Genomic DNA, 17,964 nt, shown 5'->3' with positions numbered 1-17,964 from the left:
CGGCCTCAGGCCTGCGGCCCGTTGTCGGCGGGAGCGTCGCTCCCCGCTTCGGGCGTCTGCTTTTTGCGGCCGCGGGCCAGCATGAGGAAGGGGAACATGCACATGAGCGTGCCGCCGATCCACATCCAGTTGACCAGAGGCTCCACGCTGAAGCGGATCAGCACCGAGGCGTTCTCGTCCAGGCCCAGGAAGGAGGCATACAGCTCGTTGCCCAGACCGGGGACCACGTCCACTTCGGAGAACTGCATGGTACCGAACTTGTCGTACATGCGGCGCTGCGGCTTGAGCTCGCCCAGCAGCGTGTCGCCTTCATAGATCTTGAGGCGCGCTTCCAGATAGTCATGGTCCACGGCGCGGCCCTGCTGGGCCTCCAGCAGCTCCACGCGGTAGGCACCGGCCTGCTGCACGCCCTTGCCGTTCTGGAAGAGCAGGTCGTATTCCTGCTTGTAGGGGCCGGAGAAGGCCATGCCCAGCACCAGCACCGCCAGGCCCACATGCAGGCCCGCGGCGCCGACGGCACGCCAGCCGCCCTTGCCCGGCAGGGAAGGCAGGCTGGCCAGCAGCCCGGCCAGACAGGCCACGGAGCCCGCCGCGGCCAGCAGGGCCACGGGCTGGCGGTAGCCCAGGAAGAAGAAAGCGGCGCCCGAGGCCACGAAGGCCCCCAGAGCCAGCCAGAAGCGCGGCGCGTCACGCAGGCCGCCGTCCCAGCGCAGCCAGGGGCAGACCATGAGCAGCAGCATGATGAGCATGCCCAGGGGCACGCAGACGCGGTTGTAGAAATTGGCGTCCAGGCCGTGGGGCTCCGGCGTCCAGAGCAGGCTGATGACCGGCCACATGGTGCCCACGAGGATGATGACCGAAAGGGCCAGCAGCAGCCAGCAGACCATCACCAAAAAACCTTCGCGGCTGACGATGCCCGCCAGCTCGCGCCCGCGCGCAGGCACGGAAAAGGCCGCCCAGAAGGAGATCAGCAGGCCCCCCAGCACGAAGACCGTCAGGGGCGTGCCCACGCTGCCGTCACCGAAGGCATGCACGGACTGCACCACGCCGCTGCGCACCAGATAGGTGGCGAAAAAGGCGGAGATGGTGGTCAGGCACATCAGGGCCACGTTCACGCGATGCAGCTTGTTGCGGCGCTCCTGCACGATGAGGGTGTGCAGGGCCGCCGTGCTGATGAGCCAGGGGATGAGGGAGGCGTTCTCCACCGGGTCCCAGGCCCAGTAGCCGCCCCAGCCCAGTTCCATGTAGGCCCACCACATGCCCAGGATGATGCCCGCGGTCAAGAAGGCCCAGGCCAGCAGGGTCACGGGGCGGGTCACACGGTGCCAGCCGTCCTCGCCCTCACCGCCGGAAAGGCTCTGGGCCAGGGCAAGACAGGCGGGCACGGTGAAGCCGCCGTAGCCCAGGAAAAGCAGCGGCGGGTGGAAGATCATGCCGGGATTCTGCAGCAGGGGATTGAGGCCGTTGCCGTCCGGCGGCACGGGCGACTGCATCTCGAAGGGATTGCTCCAGCAGGAAAGGATCAGGGCGAAGAAGGCCATGATGGCGTAGAAGAAGCCCCAGTACCAGAGCCGCGTGGCGGGCGTCAGGCGCTTGTAGGCGGGCGTCAGGGCAAAGATGCTGCCGCTGATGGCCACGGAAAAGGCCCAGAACAGCATGGAGCCCGGCTGCCCGGCCCAGAAGGCCGTCAGGCGGTAGAAGGCGGGCAGCACACGGTCCGTGTAGCTGGCCACATAGACCAGGCTGAAGTCGTTCCAGAACAGGGCGTGCAGCAGCAGGGCCGCCGCCAGGGAAAGGGCGCCGGTGATGGCCCAGTGGACCTTTTCGATCAGCGCCAGGGCGTCGCCGCGCTGCTGCCAGAGCTGCAGAAGCGCCAGCGCACTGCCGCCCAGAGCACAGATCAGGGTCAGCAGCTGCATGGCATAGGCAATGAAATACATGGGGCTCCTTTGGGCACGCCACGACCAGCCATGGCGGCACATTTCCGGTGAGGACGCGACCGGCCTATGAGGCCCGGCCGTGCGTCAGGAAGGGTACGGCCTGCGCCGCCCTAGCTCTTGCGGTTTTCCTTCTGGTACTTGGAAGGACACTTGGTCATGAGGGTCTTGGCCATGAAACGGCCGTCGGGCTGCAGGCCCCCCTCCACGATGACCTCGGCGCCCGCCTTGAAGGTATCCGGCACGGCGCCCTTGTAGACCACGGGCAGGGTCAGGCCCGCATCGTCCTTGTCCTGCAGCAAAAAGCTGGCCCCGGGGCCGTCCACGTTCTTGAGCAGGTTGTCGGGGGCCACGGTGCCGAACAGGCGGGCCGCCTGCAACTTGTCGGCCGTGGCGGCCCGGGCTTCGGAGACGTTGAGGAAATAGACGGTATTCTCCGACAGGCCGGAAAAGACCAGATAGCCCAGACCACCCAGGAACAGCAGGGCGGCCACGAGATACATACAGGTATTTTTCTTGCGGGGCATGGGGTCTCCTTGCATGAAAGAACGTGCCTTTCCCGGCACGAAGCTGCTGCATACCCTAGCACAGCCCTGTTTTTTTGACAAGTAAGAATCGCTCCTGATAGGCCAGCAAAGCCGCATGAATCAAGTGTGCGCGCACGCACACTCTACCCCCTTCTGCCGGGTTGCCGATGGACTTGCAAAGGGTATCAGACAAGAACTGCCATGCGCTGTAGCGCATACGCGTACGGAAGGCGCTTTCAGCCGGATACGAAAAAGCCGGGGCTCTGATGAGCCCCGGCTTTTTTGCTGTCTGTGCTTCCGTGGCCAGAAACGAAAAAAGGGTCTGCGTTTCCGCAAACCCTGATTCCCTTTTTGGTGGAGCTGAGGAGAATTGAACTCCTGACCTCTTGAATGCCATTCAAGCGCTCTCCCAACTGAGCTACAGCCCCTCGGCAAGAAGGCACATTGCCAAAAAGCAGCCCCTCTGTCAACAAAAAAATCAAAAAAGTTTTTTCATCTCCCCACCACGGCAAAGGGCCACCCTCCTTCCCTGCCCGCACGGCTCCCGGCCGGACTTTCCTTCCCCGGCCAAAAGCGTATGCTGCGGCCATGAACCTCCTCTATCTCACCGACGTATTTTGTCCCTGGTGCTACGGCTTCGCGCCGGTCATGCGCCGCCTGGCTGCGGAACATCCCGAACTGCCCGTGCGCGTGCTGGGCGGCAACCTTATGGACGAGCCCCAGACCCTCACCGGCATGCTGGAAGAATACCCCACCATCCGGGAATTCTTCGCCCGCCTGCAGGAGACCACCGGCCAGTCCACGGAACATTTCCGTCAGGCACTGGAACAGGCTGTGGCCGGTACGGGCCCGGATCTGCTCATGCATTCCCCGGCCATGAACCTGCCCCTGGCTGCCCTGCGCCATCTGGCCCCCGGCCACGAGCTGGAACAGATGGAGGCCTTCCAGATGGCCTTCTATGCCCAGGGCCGTGATGTCATGGCCGCCGGAGAACAGGCTGCCATCGCGGCCGCCTGGCTGCCTGCAGGGACGCCCGCCGACGCCCTGGCCGCCGCCATGGCGGATCCCGCCATCCAAAGCGCCGCCCGGCATGACGCCGCCGAAGCCGAGGAGGTCATGGGCGAATTTCTCCTGTATCCGACCCTGTATCTGGAGCACGACGGCCAGCGCACCCTGCTGGCCCGCGGTTACAGCGACTACGCCGGCGTCCGGGCCAAGCTGGACGATGCCCTGCGCGGTGTCCGCGAAAGCCCCGTCGCCCAGGGGGCTGCCTGCGGTCTGGACGGCAAGTGCTGTTTTTAGGAGTTGAGAGGGGGAGGGGCGTTTTTTGGGCAAAAACTGCCCCTACCCCTTTCAAACTCTCCCCCACCCCGAAAAAACCTTTTCCCGGTCTGACCGGCCGGTCCCCGTCACTGACTGGGAGGAGCCGACATCCGGGCATGGACAGGGTTGATTCGGTATAACGGCCAGGTATGGAAAGCAGACAGGTCCCCGTCTCCGGGATTTTCTTTTTCAGGATATGTGACGCAGCCAGACCGCTGCCAAACAAAAAGCCCTCCGCGAACGGAGGGCTTTTTGTTTGCTGATGTACCGGCCGGCTAGCAGCCGTACTTGGCTTCGATCTCGGCGGCGGCTTCTTCCACACCGGCCTGCATCTTGGCGCGGGCGGCGCGGATCTTTTCATCCAGCGCGGGATCGGCCACGGCCAGGATCTGGGCGGCCAGCCAGGCGGCGTTGCGGGCACCGGCCTTGTCCATGGCCACGGTGGCCACGGGGAATCCGGGAGGCATCTGCACAGTGGCGAGCATGGCGTCCATGCCGCCCATCAGGCCGCCGGAGACCGGGATGCCGATGACGGGACGGGTGGTGCGGGCGGCCACGGCACCGGCCAGGTGCGCGGCCATGCCGGCGGCGCAGATGAAGACCTTGGCGCCGGCGGCTTCCTGTTCGCGCAGGATCTTCTCCGTGCGCTCGGGGGTACGGTGGGCGGAGCTGACCGTGAAGAGATAGGAGATGCCCAGCGAACGCAGCACGTCCACGCAGGGGCTGACCTTTTCTTCATCGGACTTGGAGCCCATCATGATGACGACTTGAGCCATAGATGTTCCTTTATGGCGGCACGGGGCCGCGGTTGCTTACTTTTCTTCCTGCGCCAGCTGTTCCAGACGGCGGATGCCCTTCTGGCCGATATCGCTGCGGTGGAAGCTCTTGTCCATGCGGATGGCCTTCACGCCTTCATAGGCACGGGCCTGGGCGTCGGCCAGGGTATCGCCCAGCGCGGTCACGCAAAGTACGCGGCCGCCGCTGGAAAGGGTCTTGTCGCCGTCCATGGTGGTGCCGCTGTGGAAGACCTTGACGCCGGGCAGGGCGTCGGCCTCATCCAGGCCTTCGATGACCATGCCCTTGGGATAGGCGTGCGGATAGCCTTCGGCGGCCACCACCACGCCCAGAGCGGTCTGGGAGGTGTGGGTGAGGCTTTCGGGACGGAGCTTGCCCTCGATGCAGTCCAGCATGATCTGCACCAGATCGCCTTCCAGGCGCATCAGCAGGGGCTGGCATTCGGGGTCACCGAAACGGGTGTTGTATTCCAGCACCTTGGGACCGTTCTCGGTCATCATCAGACCGGCATAGAGCACGCCCACGAAGGGATGGCCGTCCTTGGCCAGTGCGGCCAGGATGGGACGGATGACCGTATCGGCCATGGCTTCGGCCTCGTTGTAGGGCAGGATGGGGGCGGGGCTGTAGGCGCCCATGCCGCCGGTATTGGGGCCCTGGTCGCCGTCATAGGCGGCCTTGTGGTCCTGGGCGGAAGGCAGGGGCACGGCGGTCTTGCCGTCGCACAGGCAAAGGAAGGAAGCTTCCTCGCCCACGAGGAATTCCTCGATGACGAGCTTGGCGCCGGCGGCACCGTGCGCACGCTTGCACATGATGTCGTCCACGGCATCCAGGGCTTCCTGGGTGGTCATGGCCACCACCACGCCCTTGCCGGCAGCCAGGCCGTCGGCCTTGACCACCAGGGGAGCGCCCAGTTTGACCACGGCGTTCTTGGCTTTATCGGGATCGGTGAAGACCTGGCTGTGGGCCGTGGGCACACCGGCGCGGTTCATGACGTCCTTGGCGAAGGCCTTGCTGCCTTCCAGACGGGCACAGTAGGCATCCGGGCCGAAGCAGGGGATGCCGGCCTCACGCATGCGGTCGGTGATGCCCTTGGTCAGGGGCAGTTCGGGACCGGGCACCACCAGGTCGATCTTTTCCTTGCGGGCCAGTTCCACCAGACCGTCCAGGTCTCCGGCGTCCACGGCCACGTTGATGGCGCCCTCACGGGCCGTACCGCCGTTGCCGGGGGCCACAAAAACTTCACTTACCCGAGGGCTCTGCTTGAGCTTCCACACCAGGGCGTGCTCACGCCCGCCAGAACCGATAACCAGGATGCGCACAACCTCTCCTCCCTGAAAAATAGACATACGGAAAACTTTCCGGCAGCCGGAGCTGCTGAAAAAGCCCCGTCCCGCGCCGCTGCGACACGGAACGGGGCTGCACCCTCTTACATGTTAGTAGTTGGGGGTCACTTCAAAGTCGCTGAGGTCGGCAGGAGCGTTGGGGTTCATCTGCGACACGTCCAGCGGATAGGCTGTGACGAGGCACTGACGGCTGCCCACACCCAGGTCGGGCGAGGTGTTCAGGCCCACCACCAGGTCCAGGATACCGTCGTTGTTGAAGTCGGCCAGGTCCACGGCCGCCACGGAACCGCGGATGCGGCGGGTCTTCCACTTCAGGCCCAGGCCCACGCCATCCCAGAACAGAGCGTGCACTTCGCCCTGGGGGAAATAGCGGTAGCGGTCGAAGATCTGGGCCGCCGTGGAAATAGGCTTGTTGACCAGCAGGGTGTATTCGCCGGTATGGCCGATGTCGGCCACGATGAGACGCATGGGAGCAAAGTACTTGCTGGGCATCTGGTAGTTGCGGTCCACGCCCAGGCCCGGCATGCCCTTGTAATGTTCCATGCCGGTGGCGGAACCGGAGAAGCGTTCCATGGTGGTGTGGATCAGGGTCTGGTTGGCGCCCTGGAAGATCTTCAGGCGTTCGTCGTCGGTCAGCATGACCAGCTGGTCACCGTTCTTGCCGGGGATCCAGGCCACGTTGAAGACGTTGGCCCCACTGGGCAGGTTGACGCGCTGGCCCAGCACATAGGTGCCGTTCTGCTTGACCATGACATGCACGCCGGGGGCAAACAGCTTGATGGAGTCCCAGCCCTGGCCCACCAGCGTGGGCTGGTAGGAAGGCGGCAGGTTGACGACGCTGGCGAAGTAGGAGCAGCGCTTGGCCACTTCCGTGAACTTGTTGCCGCGGAAGCCGTAGAAGTAGGTGTAGGGGCGGTTGCTCTCTTCTTCGAAGGTGGCCACCACCAGATCCTTGGCGCCGTCGCGGTTGAGGTCGATGGCACGCATGGAGAAGTTCAGGTTGCTGCGGGAAACGGTGATCTCACCCAGCTTGCCCAGGCGGCCGTCATTGCCCCACTTGTAGATGACCAGACGGTGGTCGTGCAGGATGGCGATCTCGTTGCGGCCGTCACCGTTGAAGTCGGCCACGGCCATGTCCACCATCTCGTCCTTGAGGCGCTGGCTGCGGATGCGGGAGCCGTCAGCGGAGTTGCCCTGATAGCGGAACTGGGGGTTCAGGTAGGATTCCGTCTGGCCGGTCTCGTTGCGGATGATGTCCGAACGGCCGCCACGGCTGGCAGCAGCGGCACCGGCGACGCCCAGCACCTCGGAAGAGAAGGCACCCGCAAGACGCTGCACGGTGGCGTTCAGGGCGCTCATGGGGCCCTGGGCCGTATTGGTCCAGGTGGCGCCCTTCTTGTCCACGCTGTTGAGGACGATGGTGCAGTCATTGCCCATGACGCTCACCGTGCCCCACAGGGCATAGTCGGCACCGCCGATGAACTTGCGGGCTTCGGCGGCAGAGCCGGCCGCACGGGGGCCCATGGTGCCCGTAGCGCCCGTGGCACTGAGACGACCCATCAGCGTGGAAGGCACAGCCTTGGACAGGTAGCTGTAGTTCTGGGGCGCATGCACCTCAAAAGGCAGCAGCACGAAAGACTTTGCCTGGGCAGCCTGGGCCTGGAGGCCCATCACCAGCATCAGGCAGGCGGCAAACGCCAGCTTCATGGCAAATTTCATTCAAAATCTCCTTGCAGTTCTCTGCGTACGTCGACCGCCCTCACAAAGGAGGGCCTGCCCCGGCCGGAGGATCTGCCGCTGTCGCGGCGGGGACCGTACAGCCTGCGGCACCGGAACTATAGCGACACTTGGCCTGCCGCGCAACTTGAAAGCCGTATCCGCTGTTACGGCGCGGGCCTGCGCTTCCCTTACGCGGACGCTCTTGCCCCCTCCAGACGGAACAGATAAGAAAGGCCCATGAGTACCGCCAATCCTTCCCGCCCCACGGGGCGTTCTTTTCGTCTGGTCTGCCCGCCGGAGCAGATGCCGCAGGTGGAGAGCCTGCTGCGCGCCCAGGGCTATGAGTTCGAACCCGAGCCGTTCTCGCCCTTCTGCCGCCGCCTGCTGTGCGAACCGCGGCCGCTGGGCTCTTCGCTGGCCGCCTTTTTCGGCTACATCTATATCCAGGACAGGTCTTCCATGCTGCCGCCCCTGGCCCTCGCTCCGCGGCAGGGCGAGGCCGTGCTGGATATGTGCGCGAGCCCGGGCAGCAAGACGGGCTTCCTGGGCCAGCTCACCGGCCCGGAGGGCTTCGTGCTGGGCAACGAGCTTTCCCGCGCCCGTCTGGCCACCCTGCGGGCCAACCTGCACGCCTGCAACCTGCCGCATGTGGGCACCTGCTCCTTCGAGGGCCAGGCCCTGCCCCTGACGCCCGGCACCTGGGACGCCATCCAGCTGGATCCCCCCTGCTCCGGCTGGGGCACGGTGGAAAAGAACCCCCAGGTCCTCAAGCTCTGGCAGGGCGACAAGCTCAAGGGCTTAGTGGGCCTGCAACAGCTGCTGCTGGCTCATGCCGCGCGCCTGCTGCGCCCCGGCGGCCGCGTTGTCTTCTCCACCTGCACCACCAACGATGACGAGAACGAAGCGCAAGTGCGCTTTGCCGAAGAAGAACTGGGACTGGTGCGCGAGCACCTGACTCCCTTCGAGGGCTTCGTCTGGGAACAGCGCCCCGGCGGCGAGGGCACCCTGCGCGTGGACGGCGAACGCTCGGCGGCCCAGGGTTTCTATGTGGCCCTGCTGCGCAAGCCAGCGGACGCCCCCCTGCCCGAACTGCCGCCCCTCTCCGCCGAGCCCGATGCCCGCACGGCCGCCCGCAACGCGGCCCGCGGCCGCAACCGTCGCGATGCCCGTCCGGCCCTGCCCCAGGGCCAGGTGGTGCCCCGCAGCGCCCTGGCCGGGCCCTGCTGCGATCCCGACCGTCTGCCCGCCGGTGAGGCACGCATCTACGGCGAGCAGGTACGCTTCATCCCGGCCCATGCCGATCTGCTGCTGCCGCAGGGCTTTACCTGGCAGGGCGCCCTGCTGGGCCGCATGGCAGGCGGCCGCCTGCACATGGCGCCCCGTCTGCGCTGCCTGCTGCCCGCCGTCCCCGACCCGGCGCACAGTCTGGTACTGGACGACATCAGCGACATCACGGCCCTGCTCAGCGGCCAGAGCCGCCAGACCGGCCTTGCGGGCAACGAGGCCGCCCTGTGGTGGCGCGACCTGCCGCTGGCCCGGATGATGCTCAAACAGGGCCGGGCGACCCTCAGTTTCAACTAGGCCCGGCACAAATGCCGGACAGGGCCGCAGGCAGGGCAGACTTGCCTCTTTACCTGCCTGCGGCTACTCTTGCCCCCACTTTCACAGCGCAAGGAACAGCGCACAGGACGAAGCCGCCGTGACGGCGGCACTTTCATGCACGCAGAGGAGCGATCATGGCCAAGAAGAAGACTTCCCAGCAGCCCGCGCCGGTCAAGGACAAGCCCCAGGCCCCCGCACAGGATCAGGCCCAGACGGCGGCCCCGGCCCGAGTCACCACCGTTTCCCTCACCACCTGTCTGGTCAGCGTGGTGGTGGCCCTTGCCCTGGGCCTGTGCATCGGCAGCATGCTGCCCGGCTTCATGGACAGCCGTCAGGCCCCCGCTCCCCGGCCCCAGGCTGCCGCCCCGGCCCAGCAGCCCGCACCGCAACAGCAGGCGGCGCCCCGGCAGCAGGCCAAGGCCAGCCTTTCCCCCGAACTGAACAGCGCCCTGCTCAAACTGCAGGAAGCCGTGGTCAAGGAACCCAACAAAGCGGAGAACTGGATCAAGCTGGGCAACTTCCAGTTCGACAACCAGAACCCCTCCGCGGCCGTCACGGCCTATGAGAACGCCCTGCGCCTGAAGCCCGGCAATGCCAACGTCCTGACCGATCTGGGCATCATGTACCGCGAGCTCCACCGCTTCGAGGATGCCCTCAAGGCCTTCCGCGAGGCGGAGCGCGTCCAGCCCGGGCATAGGAACGCCCTGTTCAATCAGGGCATCGTCCTTTATTACGACCTCAAGCGCAAAGACGAGGCCGAAGCCGCCTGGCGCAAGCTGCTGGCCGCCGATCCCAACGCCCACGCCCCTGACGGGACGCCCGTCTCGGAGCTGATCAAGCATCTGCACTGATCCGGTTCCGGCTGCCCCGCCCCCGGGCCGGGGCAGCCCACCGGCCCCTGTGCCTTCCGTGGTCCGCAGACCACCGGTCCGCTCTTCCCGTCCCCGCTGCTGTCCCGGTATTTTCCGGGCCGTCTCCCCCGTGGCGGAGATGTCCCTCAAGGTAAAAAAGCATGACGTACCCCCTTCTTCCCCTACAGGCCGGCTCCCGCAGGCTGGCCCTGATCGTCATCCCGCTCCTGCTCGTCCTGTGCCTGGCCGCCACTTGTCCGGCGGTCCCGACACCGCCCCCGGCCCCCGCGCCCACGCCCGCCCTGCCCGTGAGCCTGTCCGCGACGCCCCAGGGCACCGCAGCGGGACAGCTGGGCATCCTGCCCTACCTTTCGGCTTTTCTGGATACGGACGGCGACATGAGCGTGGAAGAAGTGGCCACGCAGGACATGATGCCCTCTTTCCAGCCGCTGCATCCCAGGACCCTGCCCCGCAGCAGCGGCGTGACCTGGCTGCGTCTGGAGATCCCCGCCGCCGGGACGGAGCGCGCCGAATCCCTGATGCTCGACCTCGGCCAGGGTGTCCCGGCCGGAGCCGTCCTCTATACGCCCGACATCGACCCGCTTTCCCGCCAGACCACCTGGCGGGAGAGCCAGGCCAACTGGCGCAACCTGCTGCCGCTGCCCCTGCCCGCGGAAACACCGCAGGTCTGTTTCATCCGTCTGGACGGACAGCCGCCCCTCTGGTTCGCGCCCACCCTGCGCAGCCTGGACAATCTGGCGAGCGCGCCGGAAAGCCTGCTCGGCCCCGGCGTCATGCTGGCCCTGGCCGTGGTCATGCTGCTGGCCCTGCTGCGCGGCATCACCGAACGCGGCCAGTGGCGTTTCTGGACGGCCCTGTATGTGGGCGCCGCCCTGACCCATGCCGTGCTGGGCGGGCCTGACCTGGGTGCCGGCAACATCACGCCCGCCGATGCCGTCAGCGCCATGGCCCCCGGCCTGGCCCTCATGTTCCTGGCCCATCTGGCCCGGCACCTGATGCAGACCGCCAGCCATTCCCGCCTGCTGGACATCCAGTACCTGCTGCTTTCCCTGCCCGGCGCCGTGCTGGCCCTGTTGCCTCTTTGGCCCGACTTCAGCTGGCTGGGGCGCTTCCTGCCGCTCTGGCCCATGCTGGCCCTGATCTTCGTGCCTACCACGCTCGGCGCCTGGCTCATGGGCGTGCCGGGAGCCCGCCGTTTTCTGCTGGGCTGCCTCGTGGCCGCACTGGGGGCCGGTCTGGCCGTCCTTGACCTCGGGACGCTGCTCCCGCCCTTCGTCCAGGGCACCCTGCCCCTGTGGGGGACGGCCCTCAGCGCCCTGATCATCGCGGGCATGACGGCCCCCGGCCGTGAAACGGGCACTTCCGCCGCCCCGGCCGATCCCCTGGCACCGGGCCGCCCCGCCCAGAACCAGACCATTACGGACCCCAACCTGCGCCTGCTGGATACCGACGGCAACACCTTGCCGCTCATGACCGGCCTCAGCCAGCCTGCCCCCGCACCGGCCACAGTGGAAGCCGAAAGCGCCTCCGCCACGGCCATCCGGTGTCTGGAACAGGCCCTTGCCGCGCCCCTGCGCGAGATCGTGGAACAGATCCATCAGCTGGAACAGGGCTCCCTGCCCCATGATGTCCGCTCCCGTGTGGAGAGCATGGGCCGCCGTGCCCAGCAGGCCCTGCGCCTGCTGCACGACCCGGCCGGGGATGCCGCCGGACCTGCGGCACCGGCTCCCGCGGCTGCGGCCCGCGCGACGAAGCGTGTCTTCGATCTGCCCAAGACCCTGCGGCAGACCCATGACACCTGCCGCCCGCTGGCGGAAAAATCCGGCATCGCCCTGGGCTGGCATGTCCCGGCCGACCTCGAACAGCTCTATGAAGGTCCCGCCGGGGAACTGGAAGACGTCCTCCGCCTGCTGCTGGAAGATGCCATACGGGCTACCAAGGACGGCAAAATCCATTTTGCCGTGCGCCACGTACCGGACAGCAAGCACCCCGGACATCTGCTCTTCCAGGTGCGCGACACGGGCACGGGCCTGCCCCCTGAACAGCGTTCCGCGCAGCTCCTGGCCCGTATCTGGGAACTCTCTTCGTCCCACGGCGGTTTCCTGGGCGTGGAGAGCGGCCCCCGCGGCACGTCCGTCATCTTCACCCTGCAGCTGCATCTCCCGGAAGCTTCTGACGACGAGGCCCTGCCCACGGTCCTGGTCTGCGCTCCCGATGCCGCTACCCGTCACGAACTGGGCGCCATGCTGCGTGACCTGCCCTGCACTTGCCACGAGACAGGCACCCTGGCCCACGGCCTGGCTGCCGGGGCCCGCAAGGGCCGGACACCTGCCTCAGTGCTGCTGATCTGCGGCCCCGAGGCTTCCGTGGATGCCGCGCCGCTGCTGCGCCGCTACCACAGCCTTGCCGAAAGGACCGGCCCCTTCGGCGCCGTGGCCCTGACACCCGATCAGAGCCAGTGGGATGCGCTGGCCCACGCCGGTTTCAGTCATGCCCTGACCCTGCCCGTCTCGGAAGATGCCCTGCGCGAGACCGTGCTCGAGATCCTGGGCAGCCATGACGATGTGGCCGACCTGCTCCTGTCCACCGATGATATCCCGCAGCGGACGGCCCCGGCCGCTCCTGCCGCGGCAAGCGAGGATCTGCCGGATCTGTTCGCCGCTCCGGCGGCCGCTGCAGCGGGTACGGCCCAGGCGGCCCCCCTCACCCTGACGGACGACATGCGCCTCGATACGCCCGCAGCACAGACCGCCCGGCCTGCGACCGATGCTGTGCGACCGGAGGAGCCTGCCATCACGGTCAGTTCCGTACAGGAAAACGCTCCGGAGGCAGCCGAAGACGTCGTCCCGGTCCCCACGCCTGCGACGCCGGACTTCCCGTCCGTGCCGGTGGCGGAAACGGCGGAAACGCACGATGCCGCCATGTCGGAAGCCCCGGTGAAGGAAGAAGAGACCGCCGCACCGGCGGCCGGTATGACGCAGGAAGAGCCCCTGCCCCAGCAGGAAGCGGCGGCTGATACCCCGGCCGACGCCGCTGCTGAAGCCTTGTCCGATGAAATGGACAGCACGGAAGAAGCTGGTGCGGATGCGGATGATGCCGCTGACGTGACGCCCGCCGCACAGGACGAGGCCCCCGAGGTGTCCCCGGCTCCGGCCCGGGAGGCTGCGGCCGATCAGCCCCTGCCCGCTGATGACGTACAGACCGGCGACGCGCGTACGGATGCTGCCGAAGCGCCGGTGTCCGATACTGCGCAGCCGGAGGAAGCCGCGTCCGAGGACAACCCTGTGCAGGAAAACGAAAATGCTCCCGAGGCGGTTGAAGACGTCGTCCCGGCTCCCACGCCGCCTGCGACGCCGGACTTCCCGTCCGTGCCGGTGGCGGAAACGGTGGAAACGGCAGAAACGAACGAGACTGCCATGTCGGAAGCCCCGGTGAAGGAAGAAGAGACCGCCGTACCGGCGGCCGGTATGACGCAGGAAAGGCCCCTGCCCCCGCAGGAAACGGCGGATGCAGCCGCTGCCCCGGCCGACGCCGCTGCTGAAGCCCTGTCCGATGAAATGGACAGCACGGATGAAGCTGGTGCGGATGCGGATGATGCCGCTGACGTGACGCCCGCCGCACAGGACGAGGCCGCCGAGGTGTCCCCGGCTCCGGCCCGGGAGGCTGCGGCCGAACAGGCCCTGCCCGCTGACGACGTACAGACCGGCGACGCGCGTACGGATGCTGCCGAAGCGCCGGTGTCCGATGCTGCGCAGCCGGAGGAAGCCGCGTCCGCGGACAGCCCTGTGCAGGAAAACGAAAATGCTCCCGAGGCGGCCGAAGACGTCGTCCCGGCCCCCGCGCCTGCGGCACCGGACTTCCCGTCCGTGCCGGTGGCGGAAACGGCGGAAACGAACGAGACTGCCATGTCGGAAACCCCGGCGAAGGAAGAAGAGACCACCGCATCGGCAGCCGGTATGACGCAGGAAGAGCCCCTGCTCCCGCAGGAAACGGCGGATGCAGCCGCTGCTGCCCCGGCCGATGACGCGACGGGATCCACGGTCGACGAAAAGGAACGCACGGAAGCTCCGGTCTCCGATGCACAGGCCGCCTCTGCCACGAGGGCCCCTGCCTTCCCGTCTGTCGAGGCGACCGCCAGTCCCCTTGCCGGTGGCTATGTAAGTCCCAGCCTGCGCCATGCCGGTGAATGGGTCGGAGAGCCCATGCCCATCGGCACCCCGGTCAGCCGTCCTGCCCCCCGGCAGGAGGAAACGGTATCCTCTCCGGTGGAGACCGTCGTCACGGTCCGCCCCCTGCGCCGGGATGTCAGCCCGGACGAGATCGCCCGCAAGCTGGGCAAGCCCAGCCTGGTGCCCACGGACAAATCGGCCCTCATCACGCCGCAGCCCCGCAAGAGCAGCAATACCGGCCCCGCCGCCGGAACGCAGCCTGCCTTCCCCGGCGCGCCTGTGGAAGAGACGCCCCAGGCCGTACCCGGCAGCAAGGACGTTTCCAGCCTGCCGGACATGACGCCGGACAGCACCACGCTTCTTGCCAGCGGCCGGGAAGAAACCAGCCGGACCAGAGCTGCGGCCAATACCCTGATGCGCTTCCTTTCCCGTTTCCACACGGGCAACAGCCAGCCCCAGGACAAGGAAGAAGCCACGAGCCCGCAGACTCCGGCCGCGACCGCGCAGGAACGGCAGGGCACCCCCCGCCCCATGCCCAAGAAGGAAGCACCGCGGGAAGAGACGCCGGGGACCACGGCGGACATCCCCGCCACGGCCAATCCCTGGATCGAGCGCCGCACAGCGCCCCGGCCCGTGGCCCCCACGCCGCGCATGCCCGTGCCGCCCATGCCCCAGCGGCCCCAGCCCCCGGACGACCCCGAGGACCCGTTGCCCGCCCTCATGTGGCGCATGGACAAATATCTGGCGGAGGCCGGTTATGCCCTGGAACAGCGGCGTCTGCATCTGGTGGCCGACGCCGCCGGGCGCCTGGCCGCCGAGGCCGAAAGCTACGGTTTCCGGGTACTGGGCCGCATGGCCCGCTGTGTGGAGAGCGCCGGACGCGCCAAGGATCTGCAGGCCGTGACCGACCTGCTGCCCGAACTGGCTACGGCGGTGGAGCGCCACCGCATCTCCATGGGTTCCTGATACGTTTACCGGGGCCGGTCCTGCTGACCGGCCCTTTTTCGTTCCGGCCCCGGCGCGGAGGCCGCAACAGGCCCCCCTTGCACAAAGGGGCAAGTCGTGCCAGACTAAATCTTCAACGCCCACAAGGGCCATCTCTTATTTTATGCAAGGAGTCCACATGAGTTACGAACGTGTCCTTCTGCCCGTGAGCGGCAAGCATTCCGGAGAACGCGCCCTCAAGGCCCTGAGCCAGGCCAGGAAGCTGGATCCCAAGGAGATCATCCTGCTGCACGCTGTGGCGCCCAGCGTGGGATCCCCCATGCCCAACCTCACGAGCGACAAGCAGGACGTCACCGTCAAGGCCGAAGCCCTCCTGGCGCCTCTCGCCGCCGAGCTGGACAATGCCGGCATCGTCCATCAGACCGTCATCCGCCACGGACTGCCTGTGGAGACCATCGTCAGGACAGCCCAGGAAATGGACGCCGGAGCCATCGTCATGTTCTCGGACGGTCATGACGACCTGGCCGACAAGCTGTTCGGTTCCATCACCGAGCATGTGCTGCGCAGCACGCCGCTGCCCGTGCTGGTCGTCCGCCAGTAGGCCTTTGCCGCCCCATCGCCATCAAAAAAGCCTGTTCCCCGGAACGGGCTTTTTTTGGTGGCGGCGTGGTGTCCCGGCAGGCTTGCACAAATCGTCCTGTCGTGCGAAAATAGTCCGCTGAGATGCCCTCTGGGGCAATGTCATTCCAATCCAAGGAGCCCACATGATCTACCAACGTGTCCTCGTACCCGTGAGCGGCAAAAATTCCGGCGAACGCGCTGCCAAGGCTCTGCGCCATGCCAAGACCCTGTGCTCCGGCGAGATCATCCTGCTGCATGTGACCGAAGCCCTGCCCAACCTGGTGGGCGGCGCTGCCCATACCGAACTGGAACGTTCCAATACCGCCAAGGCCGAGACCCTGCTGGCTCCGCTGGCCGATGCGTTGCAAAAGGAAGGCGTGGCCTGCCGCTATATCGTGCGTGAAGGCCTGGCCGCCGACACCATCGTCACCGTGGGCCATGAAGAAGGCGTGGACATGATCGTCATGTACACCGACGGCCGTGACGGCCTGGCCGACATGCTCATCGGTTCCATCACCGAGCGCGTGCTGCGCAATACCGACATTCCGCTGCTGGCTGTCCGCCGTTAGCGATCCGCCGTGCTGACACTGGGAACTTTAGGCCTTGTGGCAGCGCACCTTCTGTCCTGGGGGGCCGTCTGCCATGCCCTGCTCCACAAGCGCGACCCGCGCTCGGCGCTGGGCTGGATCGTGACGGTCCTTTTTTTGCCCGGCGTCGGCATCGTGCTGTACTGCCTGTTCGGCATCAGCCGTGCCGAAAGCCTGGCGGCCCGCCTTATGCGCAAGATGGCCGCCATCGAACCTGACTACGCCCATCATCCCGAAGTCGTCTGCCACCGCACGGCCATCGCGCCGCCGCAGGAATGGCCCCTGGAGATCCTGGGCCGCCGCCTGACAGGCCAGACCCTGTGCAGCGGCAACGGCATCCTGCCCCTGCGCAACGGCAACGAGGCCTATCCGGCCATGCTGCACGCCATCAACCGGGCCAGCAAGCAAGTCTTCCTCTCCACCTATATCTTTCGCGGCGGCAGCGTGGGTGAAAGCTTTACCGAAGCCCTGTGCCATGCCGCCCGGCGCGGCGTGGACGTGCGCCTGCTGGTGGATGGCTTCGGCGGTGCCGTCTATTCGCTGCGCAAACCCTGGAAGCGCATCCCCCAGGCCGGCGGCCAGCTGGCCCGCTTTTTGCCGCCCCGCCTTTTTCCGCCCAGCCTCAGCCTGAACCTGCGCAACCACCGCAAGCTGCTCATCTGCGATGATACGGCCTTTACCGGCGGTATGAACATCGCGGACAACCACATCCTCAGCAAGCATCCCGGCTGTGTGCAGGACCTGCACTTCCGCTGCGAAGGTCCCATCGTGGACCAGCTGCGCCGGGCCTTTTTGCTGGACTGGGGCTTTGCCACCGGCAAATTCGACCAGCGCAGTCTGCTGCCCAGCAGCAACATCATGTCCGGGGACAGTCTGTGCCGCATGGTTCTGGACGGCCCCGGTACCGAAGCCGATCCGCTCAATGACCTGTATTGCGGGGTCATCGGCAGCGCCCAGCATACGGTGCGCATCATGACGCCCTATTTTTTGCCGTCGCACGAGCTTATCGCCGCCCTGCGCAGCGCGGCCCAGCGCGGGGTCAGCGTGCGCGTGGTCCTGCCCGGCAAAAACAACCTGCCTTTCGTCCACTGGGCCAGCTTCCGCCTGCTGCCCGTCCTGCTGGAAGCGGGCGTGCGCGTGTGGTTCCAGCCGCCGCCCTTTGCCCACACCAAGCTGCTGGCCGTAGACGGCTATTACTGCCAGATCGGTTCCGCCAACCTGGACGCCCGCAGCATGCGCCTGAACTTTGAGCTGAACATGGAAGTCTTCGATCCCGAATTCCATACCGCCATGGCCCTGCACATGGACATGACCATCGCCCGCAGCCGCGAAGTGACCCTGAAGGACCTGCAGGAACGCCTTTTGATCCTCAAATTGCGTGACGCCGCCTGCTGGCTGTTTTCGCCCTATCTGTAAACGACAATACAAGCCCTCTGCGGGCCGCCTTTCGGTCGCGCGTTGCTGTCGATGCCCGTAAGGCTCCCTTCGTCGCCAACGGGTACGGCCTCCGGCCGCCATCCGGTC

Annotated in this window: 12 protein-coding genes and 1 tRNA gene; 7 read left to right on the top strand and 6 right to left on the bottom strand. The window is 66.7% G+C overall.

The annotated features are described in order from the left end of the window. Positions 1–5 precede the first annotated feature (5 nt). From ACQRBR_RS11530 to ACQRBR_RS11520, 3 genes are all read right to left on the bottom strand, one after another. Entirely contained in the window at positions 6–1,940 is a 1,935-nt protein-coding gene (locus ACQRBR_RS11530) for a heme lyase CcmF/NrfE family subunit (protein WP_427813018.1), read from the bottom strand. 110 nt (positions 1,941–2,050) lie between these two features. Next, on the bottom strand, positions 2,051–2,464 hold the full coding sequence (locus ACQRBR_RS11525; RefSeq protein ID WP_168935077.1) for a cytochrome c maturation protein CcmE: 414 nt from the start codon (positions 2,462–2,464) through the stop codon (positions 2,051–2,053). Between the two features lie 352 nt (positions 2,465–2,816). After that, a tRNA-Ala gene (locus ACQRBR_RS11520) sits at positions 2,817–2,892 on the bottom strand. Positions 2,893–3,052: 160 nt separating this feature from the next. Here ACQRBR_RS11520 and ACQRBR_RS11515 point away from each other — a divergent pair. Continuing rightward, on the top strand, positions 3,053–3,766 hold the full coding sequence (locus ACQRBR_RS11515; protein WP_427813017.1) for a DsbA family protein: 714 nt from the start codon (positions 3,053–3,055) through the stop codon (positions 3,764–3,766). Between the two features lie 296 nt (positions 3,767–4,062). Here ACQRBR_RS11515 and purE read toward each other — a convergent pair whose 3' ends face one another. The 3 genes from purE to ACQRBR_RS11500 form a co-directional block, all read right to left on the bottom strand. Beyond that, a complete protein-coding gene (gene purE / locus ACQRBR_RS11510; protein ID WP_006006731.1) occupies positions 4,063–4,563 on the bottom strand; it encodes a 5-(carboxyamino)imidazole ribonucleotide mutase in 501 nt (166 codons plus the stop codon). Positions 4,564–4,599: 36 nt separating this feature from the next. Further along, positions 4,600–5,901 (bottom strand): phosphoribosylamine--glycine ligase, encoded by a 1,302-nt coding sequence (gene purD / locus ACQRBR_RS11505; RefSeq protein WP_303880566.1) that lies wholly within the window; start codon positions 5,899–5,901, stop codon positions 4,600–4,602. 114 nt (positions 5,902–6,015) lie between these two features. Then, on the bottom strand, positions 6,016–7,644 hold the full coding sequence (locus ACQRBR_RS11500; RefSeq protein WP_303880564.1) for an FG-GAP repeat domain-containing protein: 1,629 nt from the start codon (positions 7,642–7,644) through the stop codon (positions 6,016–6,018). Positions 7,645–7,881: 237 nt separating this feature from the next. On the opposite strand from ACQRBR_RS11500, the gene ACQRBR_RS11495 reads away from it, so the two are divergent. From ACQRBR_RS11495 to ACQRBR_RS11470, 6 genes are all read left to right on the top strand, one after another. Next, positions 7,882–9,225: an RsmB/NOP family class I SAM-dependent RNA methyltransferase gene (locus tag ACQRBR_RS11495; protein ID WP_303880562.1), complete on the top strand. Its 1,344-nt coding sequence runs from the start codon at positions 7,882–7,884 to the stop codon at positions 9,223–9,225. 155 nt (positions 9,226–9,380) lie between these two features. Then, a complete protein-coding gene (locus ACQRBR_RS11490) occupies positions 9,381–10,097 on the top strand; it encodes a tetratricopeptide repeat protein (protein ID WP_303880560.1) in 717 nt (238 codons plus the stop codon). 161 nt (positions 10,098–10,258) lie between these two features. Then, positions 10,259–15,253, top strand: coding sequence for a 7TM diverse intracellular signaling domain-containing protein (locus ACQRBR_RS11485; RefSeq protein WP_427813016.1), 4,995 nt, complete (start codon positions 10,259–10,261; stop codon positions 15,251–15,253). Positions 15,254–15,410: 157 nt separating this feature from the next. Next, positions 15,411–15,833, top strand: a complete 423-nt coding sequence (locus tag ACQRBR_RS11480) for a universal stress protein (protein ID WP_301967624.1) — start codon at positions 15,411–15,413, stop codon at positions 15,831–15,833. Between the two features lie 163 nt (positions 15,834–15,996). After that, positions 15,997–16,422 (top strand): universal stress protein, encoded by a 426-nt coding sequence (locus ACQRBR_RS11475; protein ID WP_303880554.1) that lies wholly within the window; start codon positions 15,997–15,999, stop codon positions 16,420–16,422. A 36-nt stretch (positions 16,423–16,458) separates the two neighbouring features. Further along, on the top strand, positions 16,459–17,856 hold the full coding sequence (locus ACQRBR_RS11470) for a phospholipase D-like domain-containing protein (protein ID WP_321031047.1): 1,398 nt from the start codon (positions 16,459–16,461) through the stop codon (positions 17,854–17,856). Positions 17,857–17,964: the final 108 nt, after the last annotated feature.

Source organism: Desulfovibrio sp. SGI.133 (genome assembly GCF_050313955.1).
GTDB lineage: Bacteria > Desulfobacterota > Desulfovibrionia > Desulfovibrionales > Desulfovibrionaceae > Desulfovibrio.
This window is presented reverse-complemented; position numbering and strand designations above follow the sequence as displayed.

Bases quoted from the DNA above. Each gene is read 5' to 3' on its own strand.
- ACQRBR_RS11530 (WP_427813018.1), bottom strand. From the start codon at position 1,940: ATGTATTTCATTGCCTATGCCATGCAGCTGCTGACCCTGATCTGTGCT.
- ACQRBR_RS11525 (WP_168935077.1), bottom strand. From the start codon at position 2,464: ATGCCCCGCAAGAAAAATACCTGTATGTATCTCGTGGCCGCCCTGCTG.
- ACQRBR_RS11485 (WP_427813016.1), top strand. From the start codon at position 10,259: ATGACGTACCCCCTTCTTCCCCTACAGGCCGGCTCCCGCAGGCTGGCC.
- purE (WP_006006731.1), bottom strand. From the start codon at position 4,563: ATGGCTCAAGTCGTCATCATGATGGGCTCCAAGTCCGATGAAGAAAAG.
- ACQRBR_RS11515 (WP_427813017.1), top strand. From the start codon at position 3,053: ATGAACCTCCTCTATCTCACCGACGTATTTTGTCCCTGGTGCTACGGC.
- ACQRBR_RS11475 (WP_303880554.1), top strand. From the start codon at position 15,997: ATGATCTACCAACGTGTCCTCGTACCCGTGAGCGGCAAAAATTCCGGC.
- ACQRBR_RS11500 (WP_303880564.1), bottom strand. From the start codon at position 7,644: ATGAAATTTGCCATGAAGCTGGCGTTTGCCGCCTGCCTGATGCTGGTG.
- ACQRBR_RS11495 (WP_303880562.1), top strand. From the start codon at position 7,882: ATGAGTACCGCCAATCCTTCCCGCCCCACGGGGCGTTCTTTTCGTCTG.
- ACQRBR_RS11480 (WP_301967624.1), top strand. From the start codon at position 15,411: ATGAGTTACGAACGTGTCCTTCTGCCCGTGAGCGGCAAGCATTCCGGA.
- ACQRBR_RS11490 (WP_303880560.1), top strand. From the start codon at position 9,381: ATGGCCAAGAAGAAGACTTCCCAGCAGCCCGCGCCGGTCAAGGACAAG.